The organism is Neobacillus sp. S1227 (assembly GCF_055385255.1).
Genome location: NZ_AP038276.1, coordinates 4,603,624 through 4,625,288 on the forward strand (window position 1 = coordinate 4,603,624; position 21,665 = coordinate 4,625,288).

The 21,665-nt window shown below is 40.2% G+C and carries 23 protein-coding genes; 7 read left to right on the forward strand and 16 right to left on the reverse strand.

Annotated elements, in window-relative coordinates; translation table 11 throughout:
- The first annotated feature begins 29 nt into the window (after nucleotides 1-29).
- Nucleotides 30-1,289, forward strand: a complete 1,260-nt coding sequence (gene tyrS, locus ACZ5AE_RS23105; RefSeq protein WP_464566865.1) for a tyrosine--tRNA ligase — start codon at nucleotides 30-32, stop codon at nucleotides 1,287-1,289.
- A 108-nt stretch (nucleotides 1,290-1,397) separates the two neighbouring features.
- On the forward strand, nucleotides 1,398-1,592 hold the full coding sequence (locus ACZ5AE_RS23110; protein ID WP_464566866.1) for a DUF6954 family protein: 195 nt from the start codon (nucleotides 1,398-1,400) through the stop codon (nucleotides 1,590-1,592).
- A 142-nt stretch (nucleotides 1,593-1,734) separates the two neighbouring features.
- On the opposite strand, the gene acsA is transcribed toward ACZ5AE_RS23110, so the two are convergent.
- The gene (gene acsA / locus ACZ5AE_RS23115) at nucleotides 1,735-3,453 is read right to left on the reverse strand and encodes an acetate--CoA ligase (protein WP_464566867.1); all 1,719 of its coding nucleotides are present in this window, start codon (nucleotides 3,451-3,453) and stop codon (nucleotides 1,735-1,737) included.
- Nucleotides 3,454-3,648: 195 nt separating this feature from the next.
- On the opposite strand from acsA, the gene ACZ5AE_RS23120 reads away from it, so the two are divergent.
- The 3 genes from ACZ5AE_RS23120 to ACZ5AE_RS23130 are packed head-to-tail and all read left to right on the forward strand — an operon-like array spanning nucleotide 3,649 to nucleotide 6,133.
- Nucleotides 3,649-4,281 carry a GNAT family N-acetyltransferase gene (locus ACZ5AE_RS23120; protein ID WP_464566868.1) on the forward strand — a complete coding sequence of 211 codons (633 nt, stop codon included), beginning with the start codon at nucleotides 3,649-3,651 and terminating at the stop codon, nucleotides 4,279-4,281.
- A 35-nt stretch (nucleotides 4,282-4,316) separates the two neighbouring features.
- The gene (locus ACZ5AE_RS23125) at nucleotides 4,317-4,964 is read left to right on the forward strand and encodes an acetoin utilization AcuB family protein (RefSeq protein WP_464566869.1); all 648 of its coding nucleotides are present in this window, start codon (nucleotides 4,317-4,319) and stop codon (nucleotides 4,962-4,964) included.
- Nucleotides 4,961-6,133 (forward strand): acetoin utilization protein AcuC, encoded by a 1,173-nt coding sequence (locus tag ACZ5AE_RS23130; RefSeq protein WP_464566870.1) that lies wholly within the window; start codon nucleotides 4,961-4,963, stop codon nucleotides 6,131-6,133. The genes ACZ5AE_RS23125 and ACZ5AE_RS23130 overlap by 4 nt, the downstream gene beginning before the upstream one ends.
- Before the next feature lie 33 nt (nucleotides 6,134-6,166).
- On the opposite strand, the gene ccpA is transcribed toward ACZ5AE_RS23130, so the two are convergent.
- The 12 genes from ccpA to ACZ5AE_RS23190 all read right to left on the reverse strand — a co-directional run bounded on the left by ccpA (nucleotide 6,167) and on the right by ACZ5AE_RS23190 (nucleotide 18,201).
- Nucleotides 6,167-7,171, reverse strand: a complete 1,005-nt coding sequence (ccpA, locus tag ACZ5AE_RS23135) for a catabolite control protein A (RefSeq protein ID WP_464566871.1) — start codon at nucleotides 7,169-7,171, stop codon at nucleotides 6,167-6,169.
- A gap of 208 nt (nucleotides 7,172-7,379) precedes the next feature.
- Complete coding sequence (locus ACZ5AE_RS23140; RefSeq protein ID WP_464566872.1) at nucleotides 7,380-8,456, reverse strand: bifunctional 3-deoxy-7-phosphoheptulonate synthase/chorismate mutase; 1,077 nt, start codon at nucleotides 8,454-8,456, stop codon at nucleotides 7,380-7,382.
- Nucleotides 8,457-8,744: 288 nt separating this feature from the next.
- On the reverse strand, nucleotides 8,745-9,074 hold the full coding sequence (ytxJ, locus tag ACZ5AE_RS23145) for a bacillithiol system redox-active protein YtxJ (RefSeq protein WP_464573718.1): 330 nt from the start codon (nucleotides 9,072-9,074) through the stop codon (nucleotides 8,745-8,747).
- Nucleotides 9,075-9,163: 89 nt separating this feature from the next.
- A complete protein-coding gene (locus ACZ5AE_RS23150) occupies nucleotides 9,164-9,628 on the reverse strand; it encodes a YtxH domain-containing protein (protein WP_464566873.1) in 465 nt (154 codons plus the stop codon).
- 20 nt (nucleotides 9,629-9,648) lie between these two features.
- Nucleotides 9,649-10,110 (reverse strand): DUF948 domain-containing protein, encoded by a 462-nt coding sequence (locus ACZ5AE_RS23155; RefSeq protein ID WP_464566874.1) that lies wholly within the window; start codon nucleotides 10,108-10,110, stop codon nucleotides 9,649-9,651.
- A 247-nt stretch (nucleotides 10,111-10,357) separates the two neighbouring features.
- Nucleotides 10,358-11,659, reverse strand: a complete 1,302-nt coding sequence (murC, locus tag ACZ5AE_RS23160) for a UDP-N-acetylmuramate--L-alanine ligase (RefSeq protein WP_464566875.1) — start codon at nucleotides 11,657-11,659, stop codon at nucleotides 10,358-10,360.
- A 287-nt stretch (nucleotides 11,660-11,946) separates the two neighbouring features.
- Nucleotides 11,947-14,133: a DNA translocase FtsK gene (locus tag ACZ5AE_RS23165; protein WP_464573719.1), complete on the reverse strand. Its 2,187-nt coding sequence runs from the start codon at nucleotides 14,131-14,133 to the stop codon at nucleotides 11,947-11,949.
- A 455-nt stretch (nucleotides 14,134-14,588) separates the two neighbouring features.
- Nucleotides 14,589-15,383, reverse strand: coding sequence for a DUF1444 domain-containing protein (locus tag ACZ5AE_RS23170; protein WP_464566876.1), 795 nt, complete (start codon nucleotides 15,381-15,383; stop codon nucleotides 14,589-14,591).
- A gap of 88 nt (nucleotides 15,384-15,471) precedes the next feature.
- A complete protein-coding gene (locus ACZ5AE_RS23175; protein ID WP_464566877.1) occupies nucleotides 15,472-15,786 on the reverse strand; it encodes a thioredoxin family protein in 315 nt (104 codons plus the stop codon).
- Between the two features lie 141 nt (nucleotides 15,787-15,927).
- Nucleotides 15,928-16,455, reverse strand: a complete 528-nt coding sequence (locus ACZ5AE_RS23180) for a hypothetical protein (RefSeq protein WP_464566878.1) — start codon at nucleotides 16,453-16,455, stop codon at nucleotides 15,928-15,930.
- Between the two features lie 86 nt (nucleotides 16,456-16,541).
- A complete protein-coding gene (locus tag ACZ5AE_RS23185) occupies nucleotides 16,542-17,063 on the reverse strand; it encodes a DUF84 family protein (protein ID WP_464566879.1) in 522 nt (173 codons plus the stop codon).
- 64 nt (nucleotides 17,064-17,127) lie between these two features.
- Complete coding sequence (locus ACZ5AE_RS23190) at nucleotides 17,128-18,201, reverse strand: M42 family metallopeptidase (protein ID WP_464566880.1); 1,074 nt, start codon at nucleotides 18,199-18,201, stop codon at nucleotides 17,128-17,130.
- A 182-nt stretch (nucleotides 18,202-18,383) separates the two neighbouring features.
- Here ACZ5AE_RS23190 and ACZ5AE_RS23195 point away from each other — a divergent pair, with 182 nt between their 5' ends.
- On the forward strand, nucleotides 18,384-18,713 hold the full coding sequence (locus ACZ5AE_RS23195) for a PepSY domain-containing protein (RefSeq protein WP_464566881.1): 330 nt from the start codon (nucleotides 18,384-18,386) through the stop codon (nucleotides 18,711-18,713).
- 54 nt (nucleotides 18,714-18,767) lie between these two features.
- Here the strand turns inward: ACZ5AE_RS23195 and ACZ5AE_RS23200 are convergent, their stop codons facing one another.
- On the reverse strand, nucleotides 18,768-19,607 hold the full coding sequence (locus ACZ5AE_RS23200; RefSeq protein WP_464566882.1) for a YtnP family quorum-quenching lactonase: 840 nt from the start codon (nucleotides 19,605-19,607) through the stop codon (nucleotides 18,768-18,770).
- Between the two features lie 185 nt (nucleotides 19,608-19,792).
- Entirely contained in the window at nucleotides 19,793-20,452 is a 660-nt protein-coding gene (gene trmB / locus ACZ5AE_RS23205) for a tRNA (guanosine(46)-N7)-methyltransferase TrmB (protein WP_464566883.1), read from the reverse strand.
- 155 nt (nucleotides 20,453-20,607) lie between these two features.
- On the opposite strand from trmB, the gene ACZ5AE_RS23210 reads away from it, so the two are divergent.
- Nucleotides 20,608-20,886 (forward strand): YtzH-like family protein, encoded by a 279-nt coding sequence (locus tag ACZ5AE_RS23210; RefSeq protein WP_464566884.1) that lies wholly within the window; start codon nucleotides 20,608-20,610, stop codon nucleotides 20,884-20,886.
- Here the strand turns inward: ACZ5AE_RS23210 and ACZ5AE_RS23215 are convergent.
- On the reverse strand, nucleotides 20,883-21,656 hold the full coding sequence (locus tag ACZ5AE_RS23215) for a phosphotransferase (protein ID WP_464566885.1): 774 nt from the start codon (nucleotides 21,654-21,656) through the stop codon (nucleotides 20,883-20,885). The genes ACZ5AE_RS23210 and ACZ5AE_RS23215 overlap by 4 nt on opposite strands.
- Nucleotides 21,657-21,665 lie beyond the last annotated feature (9 nt).

The following is a 21,665-nucleotide window of genomic DNA, read 5'->3' on the forward strand; positions in this document are numbered from 1 at the left end:
TTTATTTTTTATTGGAGGTTTTGAGAGCAATGAACTTATTAGAGGATTTGAAATGGCGGGGCATTATTTATCAGCAAACAGATGAAGAAGGGTTAAAAAATCTTTTAGATAACGAAAAAATTTCCCTCTATTGCGGGACAGACCCAACTGCTGACAGTCTTCATATCGGCCATTTAGTGCCGTTTTTAACACTAAGAAGATTCCAGCAGAATGGACACCGGCCGCTTGTATTGGTCGGAGGTGCAACAGGTCTGATTGGCGACCCGAGCGGTAAAAGCGAAGAACGAAAACTACAAACAATCGAAGCAGTTCAGAAAAATGTTGAGGGCATTAAAAAGCAATTAGAAGCCATTTTTGAGTTTGAAGGGGAAAATGGCGCGGTTATGGTCAATAACTACGACTGGACCGAGTCCATGAGTGTCATTGCCTTCCTCCGAGATATCGGCAAACATATCGGTATTAATTACCTGCTGGCAAAGGATACGATTGCCTCTCGGCTTGAAACTGGGATTTCATTTACTGAGTTCACCTACACGATTTTACAGGCTATGGATTTTAATCATTTATATGATCATTATAATTGCAAATTGCAAATTGGCGGGAGTGACCAGTGGGGGAACATTACCTCAGGTCTTGAGTTAATTCGAAAAATGCATGACGAAGAGACAAAAGCGTTCGGATTGACGATTCCGCTTGTTACCAAATCCGACGGTACCAAGTTTGGCAAATCGGAAGGCGGCGCTGTCTGGCTTGATCCGGAAAAAACCACTCCTTACGAGTTCTACCAGTTCTGGATTAACACAGCTGATGCCGATGTGGTGAAATATTTGAAGCTGTTTACCTACCTTTCTCGAGAGGAAATTGAACAATTGGAAATCAGTGTACAAGCGGAACCGCATCTCCGTAAAGCCCAAAAGGCACTAGCAGAAGAGATGACCCGCTTGATTCACGGAGAGGATGCGCTTAAGCAGGCCATTAAGATTTCCGAAGCATTATTTAGCGGGGACGTTCGCAGTTTATCGGCTTCCGAAATCAAGCAGGGCTTTAAAGATGTACCGTCTTACGAGCTGCAAAATGAAGAGGAAAATAACTTAGTTGAGCTTTTAGTAGCAGCTAAGATATCTTCTTCAAAGCGTCAGGCTCGGGAAGATATTACAAATGGCGCCATAGCTATTAACGGAGAAAAGGTAACCGACACAGCTTACGCTTTGCGGGAAACTGACAAAATTGAAGGCCAGTTTACAATTGTCCGAAGAGGGAAAAAGAAGTATACGTTAATTAAATATTAATTGCTTTAAAGGGGCTTTGGGACTGCTACCCAAAGTCCTTATTATTTGAAACAGCTTTTTTCTTTGAAACGTCAAATATATATATTAGGAAATTTGGAGGTGAAAGTAGTGAGAGTTTTAGTGCACGCTGTTTTTATCCTTCTCATTGGCTTGGTTACGTTTTTTGGCCTGGGGCCGGTTCTTATGGCTGATGGCAGCAAGCAAGAAAGATTGGTTACTGGAATTGTTGTTATGATAATCTATATATTGTTGGGATTTTGCTATTGGAAGGGAATTGGCTTGGCTGAACGCAAGCGGAAATAGCATTTTTCAGAGGATTTTTGCGATTTATCAGCGGATTTTTAAATATATCAGCGAATCCTAAAAAGGAATATAGACCAACAAAAAAGAGGCTGGCTCCGCCATCATTTGGAGCCAGCCCCCTTTCTACTAATATCTTCAAAAATTAATCTTCCATCGTAGACAAGTCTCCGGTTGGCAAGTCTAACTCCCATGCTTTAAGAACACGTCTCATAATCTTACCGCTGCGTGTTTTTGGCAGCTTGTCGCGGAAATCAATTTCACGAGGTGCTGCGTGTGCTGCAAGACCTTTTTTGACGAACTGTCTGATTTCCTCTTTAAGTTCTTCAGTTGCCACATAACCATCTCTTAACGCGATAAAGGCTTTAATAATTTCTCCGCGCACCGGATCCGGTTTTCCGATAACCCCTGCTTCAGCAACCGCTGGATGTTCAACAAGCTTGCTTTCCACTTCAAACGGGCCGACTCGCTCTCCAGATGTCATGATGACATCATCGACGCGGCCTTGGAACCAGAAGTAGCCATCCTCATCCATGTACGCAGAGTCTCCGGAGACGTACCAGTCACCTGGCATGAAATACGACTCGTATTTCTCAGGATTGTTCCAGATCGTATGCATCATCGATGGCCAGCCTTTTTTAATCGCAAGGTTCCCCATTCTGTATGGCGGAAGCTCGTTACCTTGATTATCAACAATAGCTGCCTCAACGCCAGGGATTGGCTTCCCCATTGAACCAGGCTTGATTTCCATGCAAGGATAGTTACTAATTAACTGTGCACCGGTTTCTGTCATCCACCAGTTATCATGAATTCTCTTATTGAATACCTTAGCACCCCATTTTACCACTTCAGGGTTTAATGGTTCACCAACACTTAAGACATGACGAAGGCTGCTTAAATTAAATTTCTTAACCAGCTCATCCCCCGCTCCCATCAGCATCCGGAATGCTGTTGGTGCACTGTACCAAACTGTAACGCCGAAGTCTTCAATCATTTGATACCAGGCTTCCGGGCTGAAACGTCCGCCGACAATAACGTTTGAAGTACCAGTCAACCAAGGGCCAAAGATTCCGTAGGAAGTTCCTGTCACCCAGCCTGGGTCTGCTGTACACCAGTAAACATCATCCTCTTTTAAATCAAGTACCCATTTAGCTGTTTGATAATGCTGAATCATCGCATTATGCACATGCAGTACGCCCTTCGGCTTTCCAGTGGATCCTGATGTGTAATGGAGGATTAATCCATCAGTCCGCTCAACCCATTCAATCTCCAGCTCTTTGCTGGCAGTCTCGAATTTTTCGAAAAAGTTTATGCAATTCCCTTGTTCCTCCACATTTTTTCCAACGAGGAAAATATGCTTTAATGCCGGTAAATCCTGAACTGGTACACGGCTTAACAATTCTGGAGTGGTTACTAATACTTTTGCTTCACTGTCTTGCAGACGATCCCTGACAGCCCCTTCCATGAAAGCTTCAAACAATGGACCAACAATCGCACCAAGCTTAATTGCTCCTAAAACAGTAAAGTAAAGTTCTGGAGAACGCGGCATAAAAATAAAGACACGGTCACCTTTTTCGACATCGCCGTAATTTTTCAGCACGTTCCCAGCCTTATTGGAAAGCTCCTTCATTTCCTTAAAGGTATATTTATCATTTCTCGAAGCATCACGATAATATAATGCCACCTTATTTTTTCTGAACGTACCCGCGTGGCGGTCAATCGCCTCGTAAGCCATATTAACAAGGCCTGTCTCACTCCAAGAGAATTCCTTTTCTGTATCTTTCCAGTCAAAATTTTTATATGATTCATCATAGTTTCGCAAATTGAAATCCCCTTGGACTACTGGCAGCGCTTCCACTTTCATTCCTATCTCCCCCTCTGAAGTATTTGATATAATTATAGTACAAATAATAACTATTCACAATTTTAAAAAAACATTTTTTTGTAAAAATATATACCAAGTGTTTAATTTTTCGAAAATTTAGTGAAAAATCTTTATAGATAAATATTTCATGTATAATAGAATTGAAATACCTAGATTTTTTCCAGGGGTGACCAAATGGAGCACAAAAAAACCTATAATGCTAAGGAATTGAAAACTCCTCACGGCAAATTAATTATCGAAGGCCCTGTCACTGCAGAAAAATTAGCAGGCTATGATTTTCATGAAGACCTTGTTGCGTTTCGCCCCCCGGCCCAGCAGCACGAGGCATTAATCGGGATCGCCGATTTAACCGAAGGAAGAATTATTATTGCACGTTATCAAAATACAATCGTCGGTTATGTTACTTTTTTATACCCGGACCCTCTAGAACGTTGGTCGGAAGGAAAGATGGATAATTTAATAGAATTAGGTGCAATCGAGGTGATCCCCCAATTTAGAGGCTGTGCCGTCGGTAAAAACCTCTTGATTGTTTCCATGATGGATGATCCCATGGAAGACTATATAATTATCACCACAGAGTATTATTGGCATTGGGATTTAAAAGGAACCAAACTCAATGTTTGGGAATATCGAAAGATTATGGAGAAAATGATGAATGCCGGCGGATTGGAATGGTATGCGACTGATGACCCGGAAATCTGCTCCCATCCTGCCAACTGTTTGATGGCCAAAATAGGCAAACGCATCGATCATGAATCCATTCAGCGCTTCGACCGTTTACGTTTTATGAATCGATTTATGTACTAAACATGATTAAACTATAGAGAATTGGGGGAAATCCTATGATCGTGGAAGAAATTATGCAATCGGATGTAGCTGCCCTCTCTCCCACTGATACCATTGCAGACGCCATGGCATTAATGGAATTAAGGAAAATTCGCCACATCCCAATAATTGATAAAGATGGGCACCTGGTTGGTCTTGTTACCGTTGCAAAAATAAGAGAGGCTACACCATCCATTTTCCATGCAAATGAACACCCGGAAATTTTGAAAAAAACCCTAGATACGATAATGGAGAGTAACGTCATCACAAGCCATCCCCTAGATTTTGTTGAAGAGACGGCCGCTCTATTCTATGAACATAAAATAAGCTGCCTTCCGGTCATCAATAATCGAAAATTAGTGGGAATTGTAACAGAAACAGATTTATTAAGAACAATGATTGAGTTAACAGGTGTTCACCAGCCTGGATCGCAAATTGAAATAAAAGTGCCAAATATCTCCGGAATTCTTAGTGAAGTCGCGGAAATTATCCGAAAACGGAAGGCAAACATTTTAAGTGTTCTGGTTTACCCAGATAAACAGGATGAACAATATAAAATACTTGTTATTAGAGTTCAATTAATGAACCCTACCGGATTGATTCAAGACCTTAAAGAAGCTGGCCACCAGGTATTATGGCCTAATTTGCCGGGGATGTCTATATGAATGATCGCTGTTCCTTTATTTACTCAGAAGACCTTCTGAATTATCGATTCAACAGCCATCATCCTTTTAATCAATTCCGGCTTAAACTCACAGTAGATTTATTAAATAGAATAAATGCCTTAGACCCTCTTAAGATTGTTAAGCCAAGAATGGCGACAGAAGAGGAGTTAACCTTAATTCATGACTCAAGCTACGTAGAAGCAGTAAAAAAGGCCGGTCAGGGGCTTCTTCCGAAAGAGATAGCTGAAAACTATGGTTTAGGTACTGAAGATACCCCCATTTTCCCTAATATGCATGAGGCCAGCTCTTTGATGGTGGGGGGGACCTTAACAGCTGTCGATGAGGTAATGACTGGAAAAGCACTTCATGCCCTGCACCTTGGCGGGGGTCTGCATCACGGATTTCGGGGGAAAGCCTCCGGATTTTGCATTTACAATGATAGTTCTGTTGCGATTAAATATATCCAGCAAAAATATAATGCCCGCGTTTTATACGTTGATACAGACGCTCATCATGGTGACGGAGTTCAATGGTCCTTTTACGATGACCCAAATGTCTGTACACTATCGATTCATGAGACAGGCCGCTATCTATTTCCGGGTACGGGCAATATAAACGAAAGAGGACAAGGAGCGGGATACGGCTATTCATTCAACATTCCTGTTGATGCCTTTACAGAAGATGATTCGTGGCTGCATGCCTACAAAAACGCAATTAGGGAAGTGGCAGAGTTTTTTAAGCCTGATGTCATCCTTACGCAAAACGGGGCAGACTCACATTATTATGACCCATTAACCCATTTGTCGGCAACGATGAAAATATACCGGGAAATCCCTAAATTAGCCCATGAAATTGCCCACCAATATTGCGGCGGCAAATGGATTGCCGTAGGCGGCGGCGGATATGATATTTGGCGTGTTGTCCCAAGGGCTTGGGCATTTATTTGGATGGAGATGACAGAAAACCCGAATTGTTTTGGCAGTTTGCCGGAAGACTGGATTGAACGGTGGCAAAAGGAGTCCCCAGTGGCATTGCCAAGGGAATGGGATGATTCTGAGGATATATATCCTCCAATCCCCAGAAAAGCAGAAATAACGGAAAAGAACTTAATCACACTTGAAAAAGCACTGTATCCAATTCGTAATCATCAAAAAAGTGAATCTAGATAATAAGAAAAGGCGGCTATTTAACCGCCTTTTTAACTATTCTCTTGTAGATTGACGATGTTCAATTCGATGTGGAAGAACTACTATTTGTTCACTTACTTTTTCTTTGTTCATTAATTTAGTTAACAAGCGCATTGCAACAGCCCCAATATCATAAAGAGGTTGAACAATTGTCGTTAGCTGCGGACGGACCATCAGCGAAAGTCTTGTATTATCTGAAGTAATCACTTCAAAATCTTCCGGAATACTGTAGCCCTTGTCCTCAGCTCCATGGACGACGCCAAGTGCCATTTCATCCGCACCAACCAAGATGGCCGTTGGTTTTTCAGATAGTTCAAGCATTTTTTCAAATGCTTCAATTCCGGAATCGTACGTATAATCCCCTTCAATAATTAACTCTTCATTAAAAGGAATATTTGCATCTTCTAATGCTCTCTTATAGCCATTTAACTTTTTAACAGTAATATCTGGCTCATAAAGCGGGCCAATAACAAAAGCAATATGATTATGTCCTCTACCAATAAACTCTTTTACACAATCGTAGGCAGCCTGTTCATAGTCAATGTTAACAGATGGAATCTTTTCTGATTCTTCAATAGAACCAGCCAGTACAATCGGAACAGGTGATCTTTCGAACTCTACAACATGCTCATCGGTAATATGGCCACCCATGAAGACAATTCCATCCACTTGCTTACCAAGCATCGTGTTCAACAAATGTAATTCTTTCTCTTTGTTTTGATCGGAATTACTTAAAATGATATTGTATTTATACATTGTGGCAATATCTTCAATCCCACGGGCCAGTTCTGCAAAGAAGATATTGGAAATATCAGGAATAACAACTCCTACCGTAGTTGTTTTTTTGCTTGCCAATCCTCTGGCAACTGCATTTGGACGATATCCTAGTCTTTCAATTACTTCCAGTACCTTTTTGCGGGTAACCGGCTTAACATTTGGATTCCCGTTAACAACGCGGGATACTGTTGCCATGGAAACATTCGCTTCACGGGCTACGTCATAAATTGTAATATTATTCACTTGTAACACTCTCCTAAAACGTACATTGTTTTCTTTATTTTATAGCATTTAGCTAAAATCTAGTCATTTTTACTTATGTGATAAAGTAAACAATCTTTAAGTATGTATTTATGATACGACAAGAAGAAAAAAGCCGCAATTATAATTGTCAATATTTTTTTAAAAGCAGGAAAAAACCTCCTGCTATCTGGCAGAAGGTTCTTATTCATTATACTCTTACAAAGTTGGATGCAAGGAGTTCATTGTAGAATTGATCAAATTGCTCTAGGTTCATTTGCTGTTGTGCATCAGAAAGTGCTACAGCTGGGTCTGGGTGTACTTCAGCCATAACGCCGTCTGCCCCAATAGCTATTGCGGCTTTCGCGCATGGAAGCAGTAAATCTCTTCTTCCAGTTGAATGGGTAACATCCACCATAACAGGTAAGTGTGTTTCTTGCTTTAAGATTGGAACAGCAGAAATGTCTAAGGTATTTCTAGTTGCCTTTTCGTAGGTCCGAATTCCACGCTCGCAAAGGATAATTTGTCCATTTCCTTGCGCCATGATATATTCGGCAGCATTGATGAATTCCTCGATGGTTGCAGCTAACCCTCTCTTTAATAGAACAGGTTTATTCACTGCACCAGCAGCCTTTAATAATTCGAAGTTTTGCATATTTCGTGCACCAATTTGGATAACATCGATGTAATCAACAGCCATCTCAATATCGGCAGGACTGACAATCTCACTAATGACGGCCATATCATATTCATTGGCAACACGTTTTAAAATTTTCAGTCCTTCTACACCTAATCCTTGGAAATCATATGGAGACGTTCTTGGCTTGTAAGCACCACCGCGCAAAAGCTTTAAGCCTTTTTCCTTCATAGCTTTGGCAACAGTTGCCACCTGCTCATAGGATTCAACAGCACATGGACCGAAGACGAAATGCTGCTTGCCATCGCCAATTTTTTCGCCTTTTAAGTCTACGATTGTATTTTCTGGCTGTTTCTTTCTGGAAACTAACAAAGCTTTCTTATGGTCGTCCTTTTGGAGGTCAAGTCCCGCTTTAAAAATTTCCTTAAACAAGTGATCAATTGTTGAATTCTCAAATGGACCATCATTATTCTCTTTAATTTTATCAAGCATTATTCTTTCACGGACTGGATCGAAGCGGAAAACGCCTTGACTTCCTTTTACCTGCCCGATCTCTTGGACGAGCCGAGCTCTTTCATTTATTAACCTCAACAATTCCAAGTTTAACTCGTCTACTCGGTCTCTTAACTGATCCAATTCATTATTGCCCATCTTTTCATCCCCGTCCTTTCTTTTGTCGGCATTTATTCCTAAGTATCGCTATCTTTTTTAAATAGGATTAAGTTAACTGCCTCACAATCAAAGATTTTTAAAAATTATAAACTTTTTTATAATTAGGGTTTATTATAGCCGAAATAAATATCTTTGTCATCACTTTTTTCTTTAACGATTAAACGCTTTTAAGCTTTTAAGTATTAAAGTGTTTTTTTTTATATATTAAAGTAATATATGTGTTTATTGAAAAAAGGTGACATTTTTGTGGCAAAATGAAACTATTTTTTATTCCTGTACGGGAATAGCTTGTGCCAAAGAACGATTCGTTATTTTCCAGTGTGAAGCATTCCACGATGGTTTCCCATCAGCAAAAAGAATAGCTTGTGGAGATTCATGCTTAATTTGAAATTGTTCAGCGATTTCGTTTGATAATGGGCGGGAATCTTGGACTGCCAAATAGTAAGTTGGGATATTTTCATGTTCATTCGAAAATTTCTCGTATTCATTGTAGGCTGCTTGGCTGATGGGGCAAGTTAAGCTATGCTTTAATAGATAAAATGTATTTTTTTTATTTAGTAACTCCGTAAACTCTTCTATTGAATCAATTTTTTTCAGCATAATTTTTACCTCCTAAAATAATAAACGGTGAAGTAATTTTAACACTTCACCGTAATGATTCACAAACAGTATGACTTATATTCCTTTTAAATCCTAACCTTACTTTCTTCTTCCTCTAGTGCTTTTTGAGCTTCCTCTAATTTTTTTCGAATTTCATCGCTATTTGCAGCAGAATTTGGTGATGCTGTTTTTTCGCTTAAACCTTTAATCGAAATATAGGTGGTTTCTGAATCCTCATGCTGCTCAAATGTGGTATCTGATTTCCCTTTCACTTTATTCATTAAATTAGAGGATTGCTGAGCAAGCCCCTGGGTAAGTGAGATGGTTTTGGACTTTACATTTTCCCTTAGCGGTGAAGACTTATCGAGAAGAGATCCCGTTTGGTCAGAAATTGTGTGGCGAAATTCCTGTCCTTTTTTTGTACCTAAGAGCAGCGCCGCTGCCGCTCCCGCCAGACCGCCAACGATAACGCCCAGCAGAAAACTTCTGCTGCCAGATTCGTCGGTTCGAACTTGATTGGTTTCACGTGATTCATACTCTCGTTTTGTCATAATCCCTTCATTCCTCCTTTTTAATGTGAACGTTCCTTTTGCCTTTCATAAATGGTTTCTTCATTTTTGGCTTCTTTACGAGCCTGCCACCTGTCTTTTAATTCGAAAAATACATTGCTCCACTGAATAATTTGCGAAACTTTTTCTTTGCTCTCTTCGACTTGCTCATCAATCGTATTCGTAATATTCTTTAATGTTCCGTTAAATTTCCTGACTGAGGTTCCAACCTCTTTAACAGAATCGACGACACTATTTAAGCGCACAGATTTATCTTTCAAATCATCGGCAAGGGCATTTGTTTTTTGCAAGAGCTGGGTTGTTTCACTTGTTACACCTTCAACCTGTTTTTCAAGTCCCTTTAAAGTATCCGAAACACTTGTAAGGGTAATTTTCAGGGATTTAAGTGTCGCTGATAAATAGAAAACTAGCACTAAAAAGGCTACTGCAATTAACGCCACGCTTATGTATAAAATCAAGATCATAGTAAAACCTCCGATATATCCTATTAATTATGTATTGCCGTTGAAACTATGGTTTAAACCTCGTTCATATCTTATACTACTTCCAGTGATTTGTCTTGTTTTCCTGCAATTAGTTAAAAAAATTTGGTTATATCATTGATATTAAATGAAAACTCGCTGATTGGCGAGTCCGATAGGACGAAGACAGAATTAATACTACTTTCCTATTAGCAAAAAAAGGATGCCGCACTTATGCGGAATCCTTTTCTTATTTGGCAATCTGTTTTTCATAAGATTCCTGGAATTTCTGAATGTCTCCAGCTCCCATAAAGAGGATGACACTATTATCATAATTCTCTAATAGAGTTGTGTTCTGTTCAGTGAGAATTTCAGCACCAGGAATTTTATCCTCAAGGTCATGAATGGAAAGCTTCCCTTGTTTTTCACGAGCAGACCCAAAAATTTCACACAAATAAGTTTTATCCGCCAGCCTTAGGCTTTCAGCAAAATCCTCTAAAAAGGCCTGGGTCCTTGTAAAGGTATGCGGTTGAAACACTGCAACAATTTTCCGTTCAGGATATTTTTGTTTTGCTGCATCAATAGTTGCTTTAATTTCTGTCGGATGGTGGGCATAATCGTCAATTAAAATTTGGCTGCCCATCCTTTTTTCCGTGAATCTTCGCTTTACCCCTTGGAAGGTTGTTAAACGGTCCTTTACCACTTCCACATTAATATCTTCATAATGGCAAACGCCAATGACAGCTAGAGCATTTAGAACACTATGGTCCCCGAATGTTGGGATGGAAAAGGTATCATAATACGTATTGCGAATAAATACATCAAAGCTTGTTCCTTCTGTCGTTTTCACAATATTTGCAGCTTGATAGTCATTTTCCTCAGCAAATCCATAAAACAAGACAGGAACCTTTGCCTGAATTTTTTGAAGCTGCTCATCATCACCATAAGCAAATATCCCTTTTTTCACTTGGAATGCCAACTCCTGAAAAGCCGAAAAAACATCATCAATATTGGCAAAATAATCAGGATGGTCAAAGTCAATATTTGTCATAATGGCATAGTCAGGGAAGTAGGAAAGAAAATGTCTTCTATACTCACATGCCTCAAAAACAAAATATTCTGCACCTTCCTCACCTTTACCAGTACCGTCACCAATTAAAAAGGAAGTAGGCCTCGCACCTGCAATTACGTGCGAAAGCAAACCCGTAGTGGATGTTTTGCCATGAGCGCCTGTGATGGCTATACTTGTAAAATTTTGCATAAAATCGCCTAAAAAGCGATGGTAACGTATAATAGGAAGCCCTAGTTTCATGGCCTCTTGAATCTCCTCATGTGTATCAGGAAATGCGTTCCCGGCAATGATTGTCATCCCTGGCTTGATATTTTCTTTTTGGAACGGGAGTATTTTTATCCCCGATTGCTCAAGGGCCAGTTGAGTAAAAAAGCGCTTTTCGACATCGGAGCCTTGGACCTGAAATTTCATATCGTGCAACACTTGCGCAAGTGCGCTCATACCAGACCCCTTAATACCGACAAAATGGTAAATTGTCATAGAAGAACCTCCAACCAACGTCTATCTGTAAAACAGTATATGACATCTGTCTGTATTTGCTAATCTGAAAAGCAGGGAGAATTTTGCACCTGCTTTTCCTAAACATATTTCAATATTATATCACTATTTATCCTTAAAAACTATTTTCGAACCCCATTTGCTCCAAATGTACTATTCGCTAATCAGAATTTACTGTCGTATATTCTGAAAGCATAAATTCACAACAACTCAGAAATCGTCCTATCGTACCCGCCAATCGTTGGGTTTCATTTATTATTTGTCTATATTTACAAATTTAGACTTGCATCTTGGATAGATTCGAGATCCGCTTCGGTAATTAATACTTCACGCGGCTTGCTTCCGTTTGCGCCTGAAATATATCCCTGCTGTTCAAGCATATCCATTAAGCGAGCAGCCCGGTTATAGCCTATTTTAAAACGGCGCTGAAGGCTGGAAGTGGAGGCTGCCCCTTGTTCGATGATAAATTCACAGGCATCATAAAATAACTCGTCTTCCTCTTCCGTTATTTGGGCCTTTTTTAAAAGCTCTTCCTGGACAAATAAATATTCCGGCTCGCGCTGTTCTCTTACCTGGGCGACAACCACATCAATTTCTTCATCAGTTACAAATGTGCCCTGCAAGCGAACCGGCTTTGAGGAGCCATTTTCCAGAAAGAGCATATCACCGCGGCCAAGCAGCTTCTCAGCACCGCTAATATCAATGATTGTACGCGAATCCACTTGGGAAGAAACCGAAAAGGCAATCCGTGTCGGAACATTTGCTTTAATTAGACCGGTTATGACATCAACGGATGGCCTTTGCGTCGCAATAATCAAATGAATACCGCAGGCTCTAGCTTTTTGGGCTATCCGGCAAATGGCTTCCTCCACATCCGCCGGTGACATCATCATTAAATCAGCAAGCTCATCAATAACAATGACGATATATGGAAGTTTATCGGAATATCTTTTATGCTCCATAGCCAGTTCATTAAAGCGGCTGATATCACGGACACCAGTATGGGCAAATAGCTCATACCGTCTTTCCATTTCATCGACAGCCCATTTTAGAGCAGCAGTTGCTGCCTTTACATCCGTAATAACCGGACTGACTAAATGAGGAATCCGATTGTATGGAGCAAGCTCCACCATTTTCGGGTCGATAAGCATGAGCTTAACATCCTCAGGACTGGCTTTATATAATAAACTGACTAATATCGAATTAATGCAGACACTTTTTCCAGACCCGGTTGCCCCGGCAATTAGACCGTGCGGCATTTTCTTCAAATCAGTCACAATCGGTTTGCCGGCAATATCAAGTCCGAGCACCACTGTTAACGGGGATGCTGAATCACTGAAAACGCTTCTGCCAATAATTTCGCTGATTCTTACTGGTCTTGATTGTTGGTTCGGCACTTCAATTCCAATCGTGTGCTTCCCCGGAATTGGTGCTTCGATCCGGATGTCCCTGGCAGCAAGGCTTAATTTTATGTCATCACTTAGATTGGTAATCTTGTTCACTTTGACACCAGGCTCAGGCTGAACCTCGAAGCGAGTGACAGACGGACCTTGCGTTACATTCACCACATTTGCGCCAACATTAAAGTTTTGTAAGGTTTGGTTTAGCAATTCCTCTTGATAAAGCATCCATTTTGTATCGATGATTTCGGTAACCGGTGGATGCAGCAAATCCGCCATTGGGAATTGATATTCGCCTGCTGCGGCAATCTCTTGGAGATGGTGGTCTTTTTGCTCTTCATACGGGCTATTATTTTCAACTATTATTTCTTTTGGCTTAGTATTAATTGATTCCTGCTTTTGCGGTTCCTCTTTCACTTTTGGATGGCTGTTGTTTTCCATAGCTTGCCCCTGATGAGAAACCTCAATTAAATCCTGCCTACGCCGTTCTTCATCGAGTCTTCTTTTCTTAACTTCCCATTTTTCTCGATCCTGCTTCAACATCATGACGTTGAAAGGAAGATGAGAACGCTTAGGCTTAGGTGGTTCAGACTCCTCGCCTTGGTTTTCTTCGATAAGAAAAGGCAATTTGGATTCCTCGATTTGATTTTCTTTATCACCAAGTGGCAGTTTGGATTCCTCAATTGGGTTTTCCTCGGCACGAAGCAGCAATTCACCAACCTTGCCTGCAGGTAATTGAACATCCTCAATCAAAACAGGGCTGTTATCTATTTTGTCGGAGTATGAAATGTCCACTGAAGGGACCTCTGCAAGGATAACAGTCTCTTTAAGTTCATCCTCTGTCTCCAAACTCTTTCGGACAGAATTTGAAATGCTCATGGAAAGATTCTCTTCCATCGGCAGTGGAGCACACTGTCCAGTATTTTCTTCCTCAAAGAAATTACTCAATTCATGCTCGACGACAGTATCTGTCGTTCTCGGCCGATTGAAGCCAAAAACGGGGGAAGGAATTTCTGTTGGATGAAACGGACCCGGGGCTTTTTTTACCGGCTCCATTTTCACCTTTATTGGTTCTTTTGGAATTGGTTTTTCCAGTTCTAAAACCGATGTTGGAATTTTCTTTTTCTCTATCTCTTTTCCGATTCTCTTTTTCTGCCGCTTTCCTTCCACCGGTTTTTTTGATTCTAAAGGTGTCTTTAATTGATTCTTTGGATATTGAAAAGAAACTCTTGCATTCAAATCCTTTGCGCTTTCACTTTGAAAAGCAAATGTAGGAACTTCCGATTTATTATGTAAGGGGGGCCTGTTGAATTCGCCTTCCTCATCTTTCTTTAATTTTTGAAAAAAGTTTTGGATCCAGCTCAAAACTATCACTCTTTCTATTTCATTGTCACTCTATTTTATCAGCATTTTTTATTTTTTCGACATTATTCTTTTGAAACAGCTAAAATATATTAAATTTCGTTCTTGAGACACAGAAAAATGGGACCACTCACTAGTGATCCCACTTCTTATTTGTTTTTTCCTAAAATAAATATCGGCTCTAATTCTCCGTTTTCGTATAAGAACGACAGGGCGGTAATAGGAACGCGGCCACTTGCAAAAAAGCTCATCGCCATTTGTGCCATCACATCATATCCTCTGTCATTACGGATATCGGCAATGATCAAGACATCCTGGTGTGGAACGGCCACGACCATTGTCCCGGTAATCCGCTTCTCCATATCATTCAAGAATCCCTTATTTAAAATCCGGCTTGCATCATACCCATCATTGGTATTAAGAAAATAGAAAATGTTTCCCGCTACTTGGTCTTCCTTCACTGATGTAGTCAGCGATCTTGCGTTAAATAAGGCAATTTCCTTAATCCGCAACGGATCCAAGCCTTCTTTTTGCATAATGCGGGAATCAATTAAGCGGTAGGTTTTCCCCATATCATAAGCATAATAAATATTCGTCTCCGCTGTATGTTCGTCGATAAGGAATGGAACTCCTTCTTCGGCTTCCTTCGGAAAAGAGGATGAACGGATTACTGGGAAGATTTTTTTCTCATGGTGAGTTAATTGAATTGTTTCCTCCATGGCCTGAAGCCCTTCTTCCACATAATAAACAACCTCGTCAATCGCTTTATCCTTCTCATTATGCCATTTAGCCACAATCCCGGCTAGTGCAACTGTAATCCCTTTTCCAGTTCGTTTGCTTTCAATACGCAGCTGATCCTTGTCGCGATCATAGGTTAATACTCTATCTTCATTATCCAAACGCGATTCCAGTTCTCGCCTCATCTTTTTACTGTCCATTTTCATTTATATCCCTCCAGTATTTAAAAGGAGTAGTTTTTTATTTTAGATAAAAAGACTCCTTCTCCAAAAGGAGATGGAGCCTTGTGCTGAATTATTTTAAACCTGTAATAAATCCTTCAATTTCCTCTTGTGTTTTACGGTCTTTGCTAACAAAGCGCCCCAGTTCTTTGCCGTTTTCGAAGGCAATAAAACTTGGGATCCCGAAAACATCGAGCTGCTGGCATAAATCGATATATTGATCACGGTCTACATGGATAAAAGTATATTCCATAAATTTGGACTCAATCTCTGGCAAGACTGGTTCAATAAACCGACAGTCTCCACACCAATTAGCTGAAAACATAAAAATCGTTTTTCCCTGGTCACGCAATTGCTCAAATTGCTCCATGGACTCTAAATGTTTCATAATTTAACGACCCCCGTATTGAAAGAATGTTTTTTCCATCATAACAATCCATCCTGAATGCAGTCCAATAATATGCAATTGGACATCCCCTATTATCTTAACCAACCATGGCATACAAAAAACGAAGGACGCACCTCCGTTTTATTGTTTATATGTTACCGAATGAATGATCTGCGTCATTGCTTTTGCTTCTTCTTCTAGGCTTGAGGTTTTTACCTGGGTAGTTATTTTTGCGCCGCCTACACCAATGGTCATTTCATTCATATCGTCTTTTAGCTTTTTAATGGTCAAATACCCAAACATTTTATCATCTTTGAATACTTCATTGGTATCTAGTTTTTTATACTGTTCAACAGTTGATTTATACACTACTTCACTAGATGTGGTTTCTTGTGGATTAACAAACAAAATATAAGTCTTCGAGCCATTTTTTAAAATGATATTATTCGGAGTGGTGTTATCAATTTCATATCCGAACGGAAGGTAAAAATGAATTTTTTCACTTTTTTTCGTAGGCTTTTTTGCCTTTTCATGAAACGTTGTTCTTACAGTTTTAATAGTTGCCTTACTTTCCTCATTATATGATGCATTTCCACATGCAGTTAATAATCCCAGCGATATTATGAAGATCGATATGGTTTTAAAGAGTCTCAGACTGCTCTCCCCCAATTAAAAACATTATTCTATCTCCATAATAACTGCCAGAATATTCAAATGACAAGACTTTGTCGAAAAATAATGTCGAATTATATATCTTATTTTACTTTTAATTTTTGCTGATAGGTAAATTGCCCTACTAAAAGCTTCATAACATGCGTAAACATTTCGGCCCTATTGACCATTCCATCCGTAAAGACCCCGACTGCCCCTTCCTGCTTGCTGACGTTTTTCTTTTTCGCGTAATCCTCCATAACCGGACCAAGCTCTTCACCGGCCCTTAATCTGACCGCTACTTCCTCAGGCAGCAAAAATCTTGCACCGCCAGCTACAATCGGCTCCATATCGAGGGTGGCAAGCGCTCCCCAATTGCATAGTAAAAGCCCGTGGCTAGTTTCATGGACACCTCCCTCAAGGCCGATGCCAATATCGCCATTTCCTTGTTCAAGCGCGCCTTTTGCCCTGTTGATTGCCCCTTTTATTGTTTCATCATCGGAGAAAGGCTGCTCGCTAACCCCGGATTGTACGTCTAAGGATATAAATGCTGCCTCCAGGTGTTGAAAGCTATTTTTGACCGCCGTAATTTTAGTAGGGTTTTGGGATCCAATAATAATTTTCATGCTAATTGCTCCTTTTTAGAAATACAGCAAAGGAGGCATGATGTGACATCACGCCCCCGCATAATTAGCTGTTTGATTTAATTGTTTCCACAGTTGTTTTGTCACATGCCTTCACTAGTTTAACCAATAATTCCTTAGCAGCTGCATAGTCATCTACATGGACAATAGAGGCGTGAGTATGGATGTAACGGGAACAAATACCGATAACCGCGCTTGGTACCCCTTCATTTGACAGGTGAACACGGCCGGCATCTGTTCCGCCTTGGGAGACGAAGTACTGATACGGAATATTATGTGTTTCGGCCATATCCAGGACAAATTCCCTCATCCCGCGGTGTGTTACCATTGACTTATCAAGGATACGCAATAATGTTCCCTTGCCCAATTGCCCAAATTCATTTTTATCACCGGTCATATCATTGGCCGGACTGGCATCTAGTGCAAAAAAGAGATCTGGCTTAATCATATTAGAGGCAGTCTGAGCACCACGCAGACCAACTTCCTCTTGAACCGTTGCCCCGGAATAAAGAATATTAGGCAATGTTTCATCTTTTAGTTCCTGAAGCAGTTCTATCGCCAAGCCACAGCCATAGCGATTGTCCCAAGCTTTAGCCAGTATTTTCTTCTCATTTGCCATTGGGGTGAACGGGCAAATCGGCAGGATGGCCTGCCCCGGCTTAATGCCGATTCTTTCAGCGTCTTCACGGTTATCCGCCCCAATATCAATCAGCATATTCTTAATTTCCATCGGTTTATTTTTCTTTGATTCATCCAACAGATGCGGCGGGATCGATCCAACAACACCGATGACAGGACCGTTTTTTGTCATGACTTGGACGCGCTGGGCGAGAAGTACCTGGCTCCACCAACCGCCAAGCGTCTGGAAACGGATCATTCCATTCTCGGTGATGGCCGTAACCATAAAGCCAACTTCATCCATATGCCCTGCTACCATGATCCTCGGGCCAGTTTCATTCCCTTTTTTCAATCCAAAAACACTGCCTAACCTATCCTGAACTATTTCATCGGCATATTGTGAAAGCTGTTCTTTCATAAATTTGCGGACTAAATGCTCGTTTCCGGGTGCTCCAGGCAGCTCGGTTAAGGTTTGAAAAAGCTTCAAGGTTTGTTCATTCATATGTATAAAACTCCTTTAGTCTTTTTATCTCATACTATGTATCATTTTTATTTTACAGAAGTTATAAACAGCTTTCCAATATTTCATTTTCCTATAGGTATTATTATCTTCTTATTTTTAAATACGATATACTGAAAGGAGAAATACTTCTGGCATTTTTTTGAAGAAAAGGGGGCTTTGTGATGAACTGGAAGTCTTTTTTATTCGGAGTATCGGTGGGGATCGTTGGGGGATATACGGCTAAACAGATTATTTCGCAAAAAACAAAAGTTTCACCAGAAAAGGTATTAGAACATGTAAAAGCACAATTTAAACAAAACGGACCAATCAACGGGTCGTGGATACATATGAAAGCGGAGCCTTATGAACAGAATCAGGTGCAATATCAGGTCTATAAGGGCGGCATTTCAAAAAATAATGATGGAAACAATGAACAATATGAATTTATTGCCGATGCCTCAACCGGAACGATTTTGGAAATCCGCAAGTTATCCGAGAACTTGGTGTCTTAATGAAAAAATAGCCGCATCTTTATGATGCGGCTATTTTTCATAAATATTGAAGCCTCAATTTTCCCTTTTGATGCTTTCTGTAATTTTGTTATCAGGTCCCCATTTGACAGCACGGTAAAAAGCGTCGTGATAAAAGGTAAACCAAGCATTTTTCTCAAGCGCGTATGGAAACCATTTTTCCTTTGCTCGAATAGAGTCCATCGGATAGTCATCATAAGCCATTACCCATAAAGTATTTTGGTGGGCATGGGTAGCCATTAAATCAGCCATGTGAATAGCTGTTTCGCCTCCATCCTCAATTAAAAGGATAGAATGTCCGTTACTATGCCCTCCCGTGTGAATCAACTGAATAGGTCCAAAACTCCAGGTCTCATCAAAGGTGACAACCTGTGTTTGCACAGCTTCCCAATTTTCCTTCCAATATGTATTTTTTGAACGAATATTGGGCTCTCTCATTTCATCCCATTCAATCTTCGACGCTATAATCTGGGCATTTGGGAATGTAGATACGTACTCACCGTTCACAAGCTTAGTCAATCCGCCAGCATGATCAAAGTGAAGATGGGTCATTAAGACATAATCGATGTCTTCAGGAGTTAAGCCTAATTTTTCTAAAGAGGCATCCAGTTCTGATTCCTTTGTGACGCCAAAGTTCCTTAATTGCTTTTCAGTCAACTTTCCGCTGCCAAGTCCCGACTCAACCAGCAGATTTTTCCCATCAAATTGAACTAAAATAGGATCTGTTGGCAATTCAATTTGGTTATTTTCATTTGCCGGGTATTTTCTTGACCACAATGGCTTTGGGACCACACCAAACATAGCCCCCCCATCCAAATTCGTAACCCCTCCTGAAATCCAAGTAAGAGTAACATTACCAATTTTCAATGATTGCATGTTTCTTTCTCCTCCTTCCCTTTTCAATAGTTTAACATTTCCAGAAATGTATGAAAATAAATGAAAACTTGCCGATTTGCAAGTCCGTTAGGACGTTCATGAGGCGTAGTTGAATTTATGCGTTAGGAAAGAATAAATTTGAAAAAATTTAATCTTTCCTATTAACGTAAAAAAGGACAGTCTTTTTAAGACTGCCCCTTTGTATCATTCTGATATTTAACTTCACAGCGATAAATTCGATTGCCCTTTTCGGAAAATTTCTGTTCATACTCGGTCATAATATTACCTTCAAAATCACTTTTGTGAAGGTCAAGGCTAAGGAACTTTAATAACAATCCATATTCAGAAAAACTCATTAAGGAATATTCAAACAGACCTTGATTATCCGTTTTGAAATGAATTTCCCCGCCAGCTACGAGAATATTCTCATAAGATTTAAGAAAATCCTTGTAGGTTAATCTTCTTTTTTCATGACGAGTCTTTGGCCATGGATCGGAAAAGTTCAAATAAACTCGATCCACATCATTCTTGGTAAAATATTTTTCTAATTCTGCAGCGTTGACATTAAGAAGCTTTACATTGGGTAATTCCGCTTCAATCAAGCGATCCAATGCCGCCACAATCACACTATCATATAGTTCAATTCCAATATAATTAATATCCGGATGGGCCTTGGCCATTTCAGTTATGAAACGCCCTTTGCCAGTGCCAACTTCAATATGAAGCGGGTTGTTATTTCCAAACACTTCATTCCATTTTCCTTTGTTTAATTCCGGATTTGGGACTGCATATTGCGGATACTGCTCTATTTTATCCTTTGCCCAAGGTTTATTTCTGAGTCTCATTTATTTGCCACTCCTAAAAATATTATCGTTTAATACATAGCATGCTCATTTTTGTCTTGCAAGTAAAACAGTGATACTAGTGAATAAATAAAAAAAGAATTCACAACCTAACTGTGAATTCTTTTTTCATTCCCACTTGAAAGGGTGTGCTTTTTATGCCATTAAGTCATCATGACCAAGTAACCTTGCTCAAAGATATATTAAGCAATCATCAAACAGATTGCTGCGGGTCCGTTGCCGAATGTGAACAATTGGAACGATTAATCAAATCCTTGATGGTAAACAATCAGGTTGACCAAAATGTCAAACCTATCTTACAAGAAGTTTACCGTTACAGCCAAACAGGAGCGCAAACTGCAGATTTAGACGGGCATATTACAGCGCATCAAGAGAACCTGTCACAATGGGTAGATGATATTGGGCAATTTTCTTAAAGTATGTCCCTTAAGAATTGAATCCACTTATTCATCTCATCCACACGATGTTTATTTTTATAAAATTGGATAGAAGATAAAGTCTGCAATGCCACATACCATTGCATTCTAAGTTTCAAATCGTCGGTTAAGTTTTCCCCGTACATTTTCAACCAATCCTGCCAATTTTCTTCAGGAATGTACCAATATAGGAGCATTCCTAAGTCAATGGCAGGGTCCGCAATCATTGCTCCATCCCAATCAATGAGGTACAACTGATTGTCATCAGTCCAAAGCCAGTTATTATGATTGACGTCTCCGTGGCAAACCACCTTTTCTTCACAATAAACGTTTTTCGCTTCTTTTTTTAAAAAGCTGAGTGTTTCTTGGACTTCCGGAAGGATTAATAGCTCTACATCCAGTCCAGAGACCACCGATTGAAAGATCGTTTCAGGCTGCAATGGTGATTTTTCCAGTCTGCTCAGCATACCGAGCATGGGCTCTGAACGGTGAATTTTCTTTAGAAGCTTGGCAACAACCTCTTGATTCATTTCCGTCGATTTCAGTTCCCTGCCTTCAAGCCATTGCTGGGCTGTAATGACATCTCCATTTTCCAATCGTTTTGTCCAAACAAGCTTAGGGACAATTCCCTCTGCCGAAAGTACTGCAAGGAAGGGAGACGAATTCCGCTTCAAAAAAAGCCGTTGGTCCTCATGCCTTGCATAAAAGGCCTCTCCGGTGGCCCCGCCGGCAGGTATTATTTCCCACTCTTGTCCTAATATATGTTCCAAAACTGTTCA

Excerpts from the sequence above, each read along its gene's own strand:
- tyrS (WP_464566865.1), top strand. The coding sequence starts at position 30 with ATGAACTTATTAGAGGATTTGAAATGGCGGGGCATTATTTATCAGCAA.
- acsA (WP_464566867.1), bottom strand. The coding sequence starts at position 3,453 with ATGAAAGTGGAAGCGCTGCCAGTAGTCCAAGGGGATTTCAATTTGCGA.
- ACZ5AE_RS23120 (WP_464566868.1), top strand. The coding sequence starts at position 3,649 with ATGGAGCACAAAAAAACCTATAATGCTAAGGAATTGAAAACTCCTCAC.
- ACZ5AE_RS23125 (WP_464566869.1), top strand. The coding sequence starts at position 4,317 with ATGATCGTGGAAGAAATTATGCAATCGGATGTAGCTGCCCTCTCTCCC.
- ACZ5AE_RS23130 (WP_464566870.1), top strand. The coding sequence starts at position 4,961 with ATGAATGATCGCTGTTCCTTTATTTACTCAGAAGACCTTCTGAATTAT.
- ACZ5AE_RS23140 (WP_464566872.1), bottom strand. The coding sequence starts at position 8,456 with ATGGGCAATAATGAATTGGATCAGTTAAGAGACCGAGTAGACGAGTTA.
- ACZ5AE_RS23150 (WP_464566873.1), bottom strand. The coding sequence starts at position 9,628 with ATGACAAAACGAGAGTATGAATCACGTGAAACCAATCAAGTTCGAACC.
- ACZ5AE_RS23155 (WP_464566874.1), bottom strand. The coding sequence starts at position 10,110 with ATGATCTTGATTTTATACATAAGCGTGGCGTTAATTGCAGTAGCCTTT.
- murC (WP_464566875.1), bottom strand. The coding sequence starts at position 11,659 with ATGACAATTTACCATTTTGTCGGTATTAAGGGGTCTGGTATGAGCGCA.
- ACZ5AE_RS23165 (WP_464573719.1), bottom strand. The coding sequence starts at position 14,133 with ATGGAGCCGGTAAAAAAAGCCCCGGGTCCGTTTCATCCAACAGAAATT.
- ACZ5AE_RS23170 (WP_464566876.1), bottom strand. The coding sequence starts at position 15,383 with ATGAAAATGGACAGTAAAAAGATGAGGCGAGAACTGGAATCGCGTTTG.
- ACZ5AE_RS23175 (WP_464566877.1), bottom strand. The coding sequence starts at position 15,786 with ATGAAACATTTAGAGTCCATGGAGCAATTTGAGCAATTGCGTGACCAG.
- ACZ5AE_RS23185 (WP_464566879.1), bottom strand. The coding sequence starts at position 17,063 with ATGAAAATTATTATTGGATCCCAAAACCCTACTAAAATTACGGCGGTC.
- ACZ5AE_RS23190 (WP_464566880.1), bottom strand. The coding sequence starts at position 18,201 with ATGAATGAACAAACCTTGAAGCTTTTTCAAACCTTAACCGAGCTGCCT.
- ACZ5AE_RS23195 (WP_464566881.1), top strand. The coding sequence starts at position 18,384 with ATGAACTGGAAGTCTTTTTTATTCGGAGTATCGGTGGGGATCGTTGGG.
- ACZ5AE_RS23200 (WP_464566882.1), bottom strand. The coding sequence starts at position 19,607 with ATGCAATCATTGAAAATTGGTAATGTTACTCTTACTTGGATTTCAGGA.
- trmB (WP_464566883.1), bottom strand. The coding sequence starts at position 20,452 with ATGAGACTCAGAAATAAACCTTGGGCAAAGGATAAAATAGAGCAGTAT.
- ACZ5AE_RS23210 (WP_464566884.1), top strand. The coding sequence starts at position 20,608 with ATGCCATTAAGTCATCATGACCAAGTAACCTTGCTCAAAGATATATTA.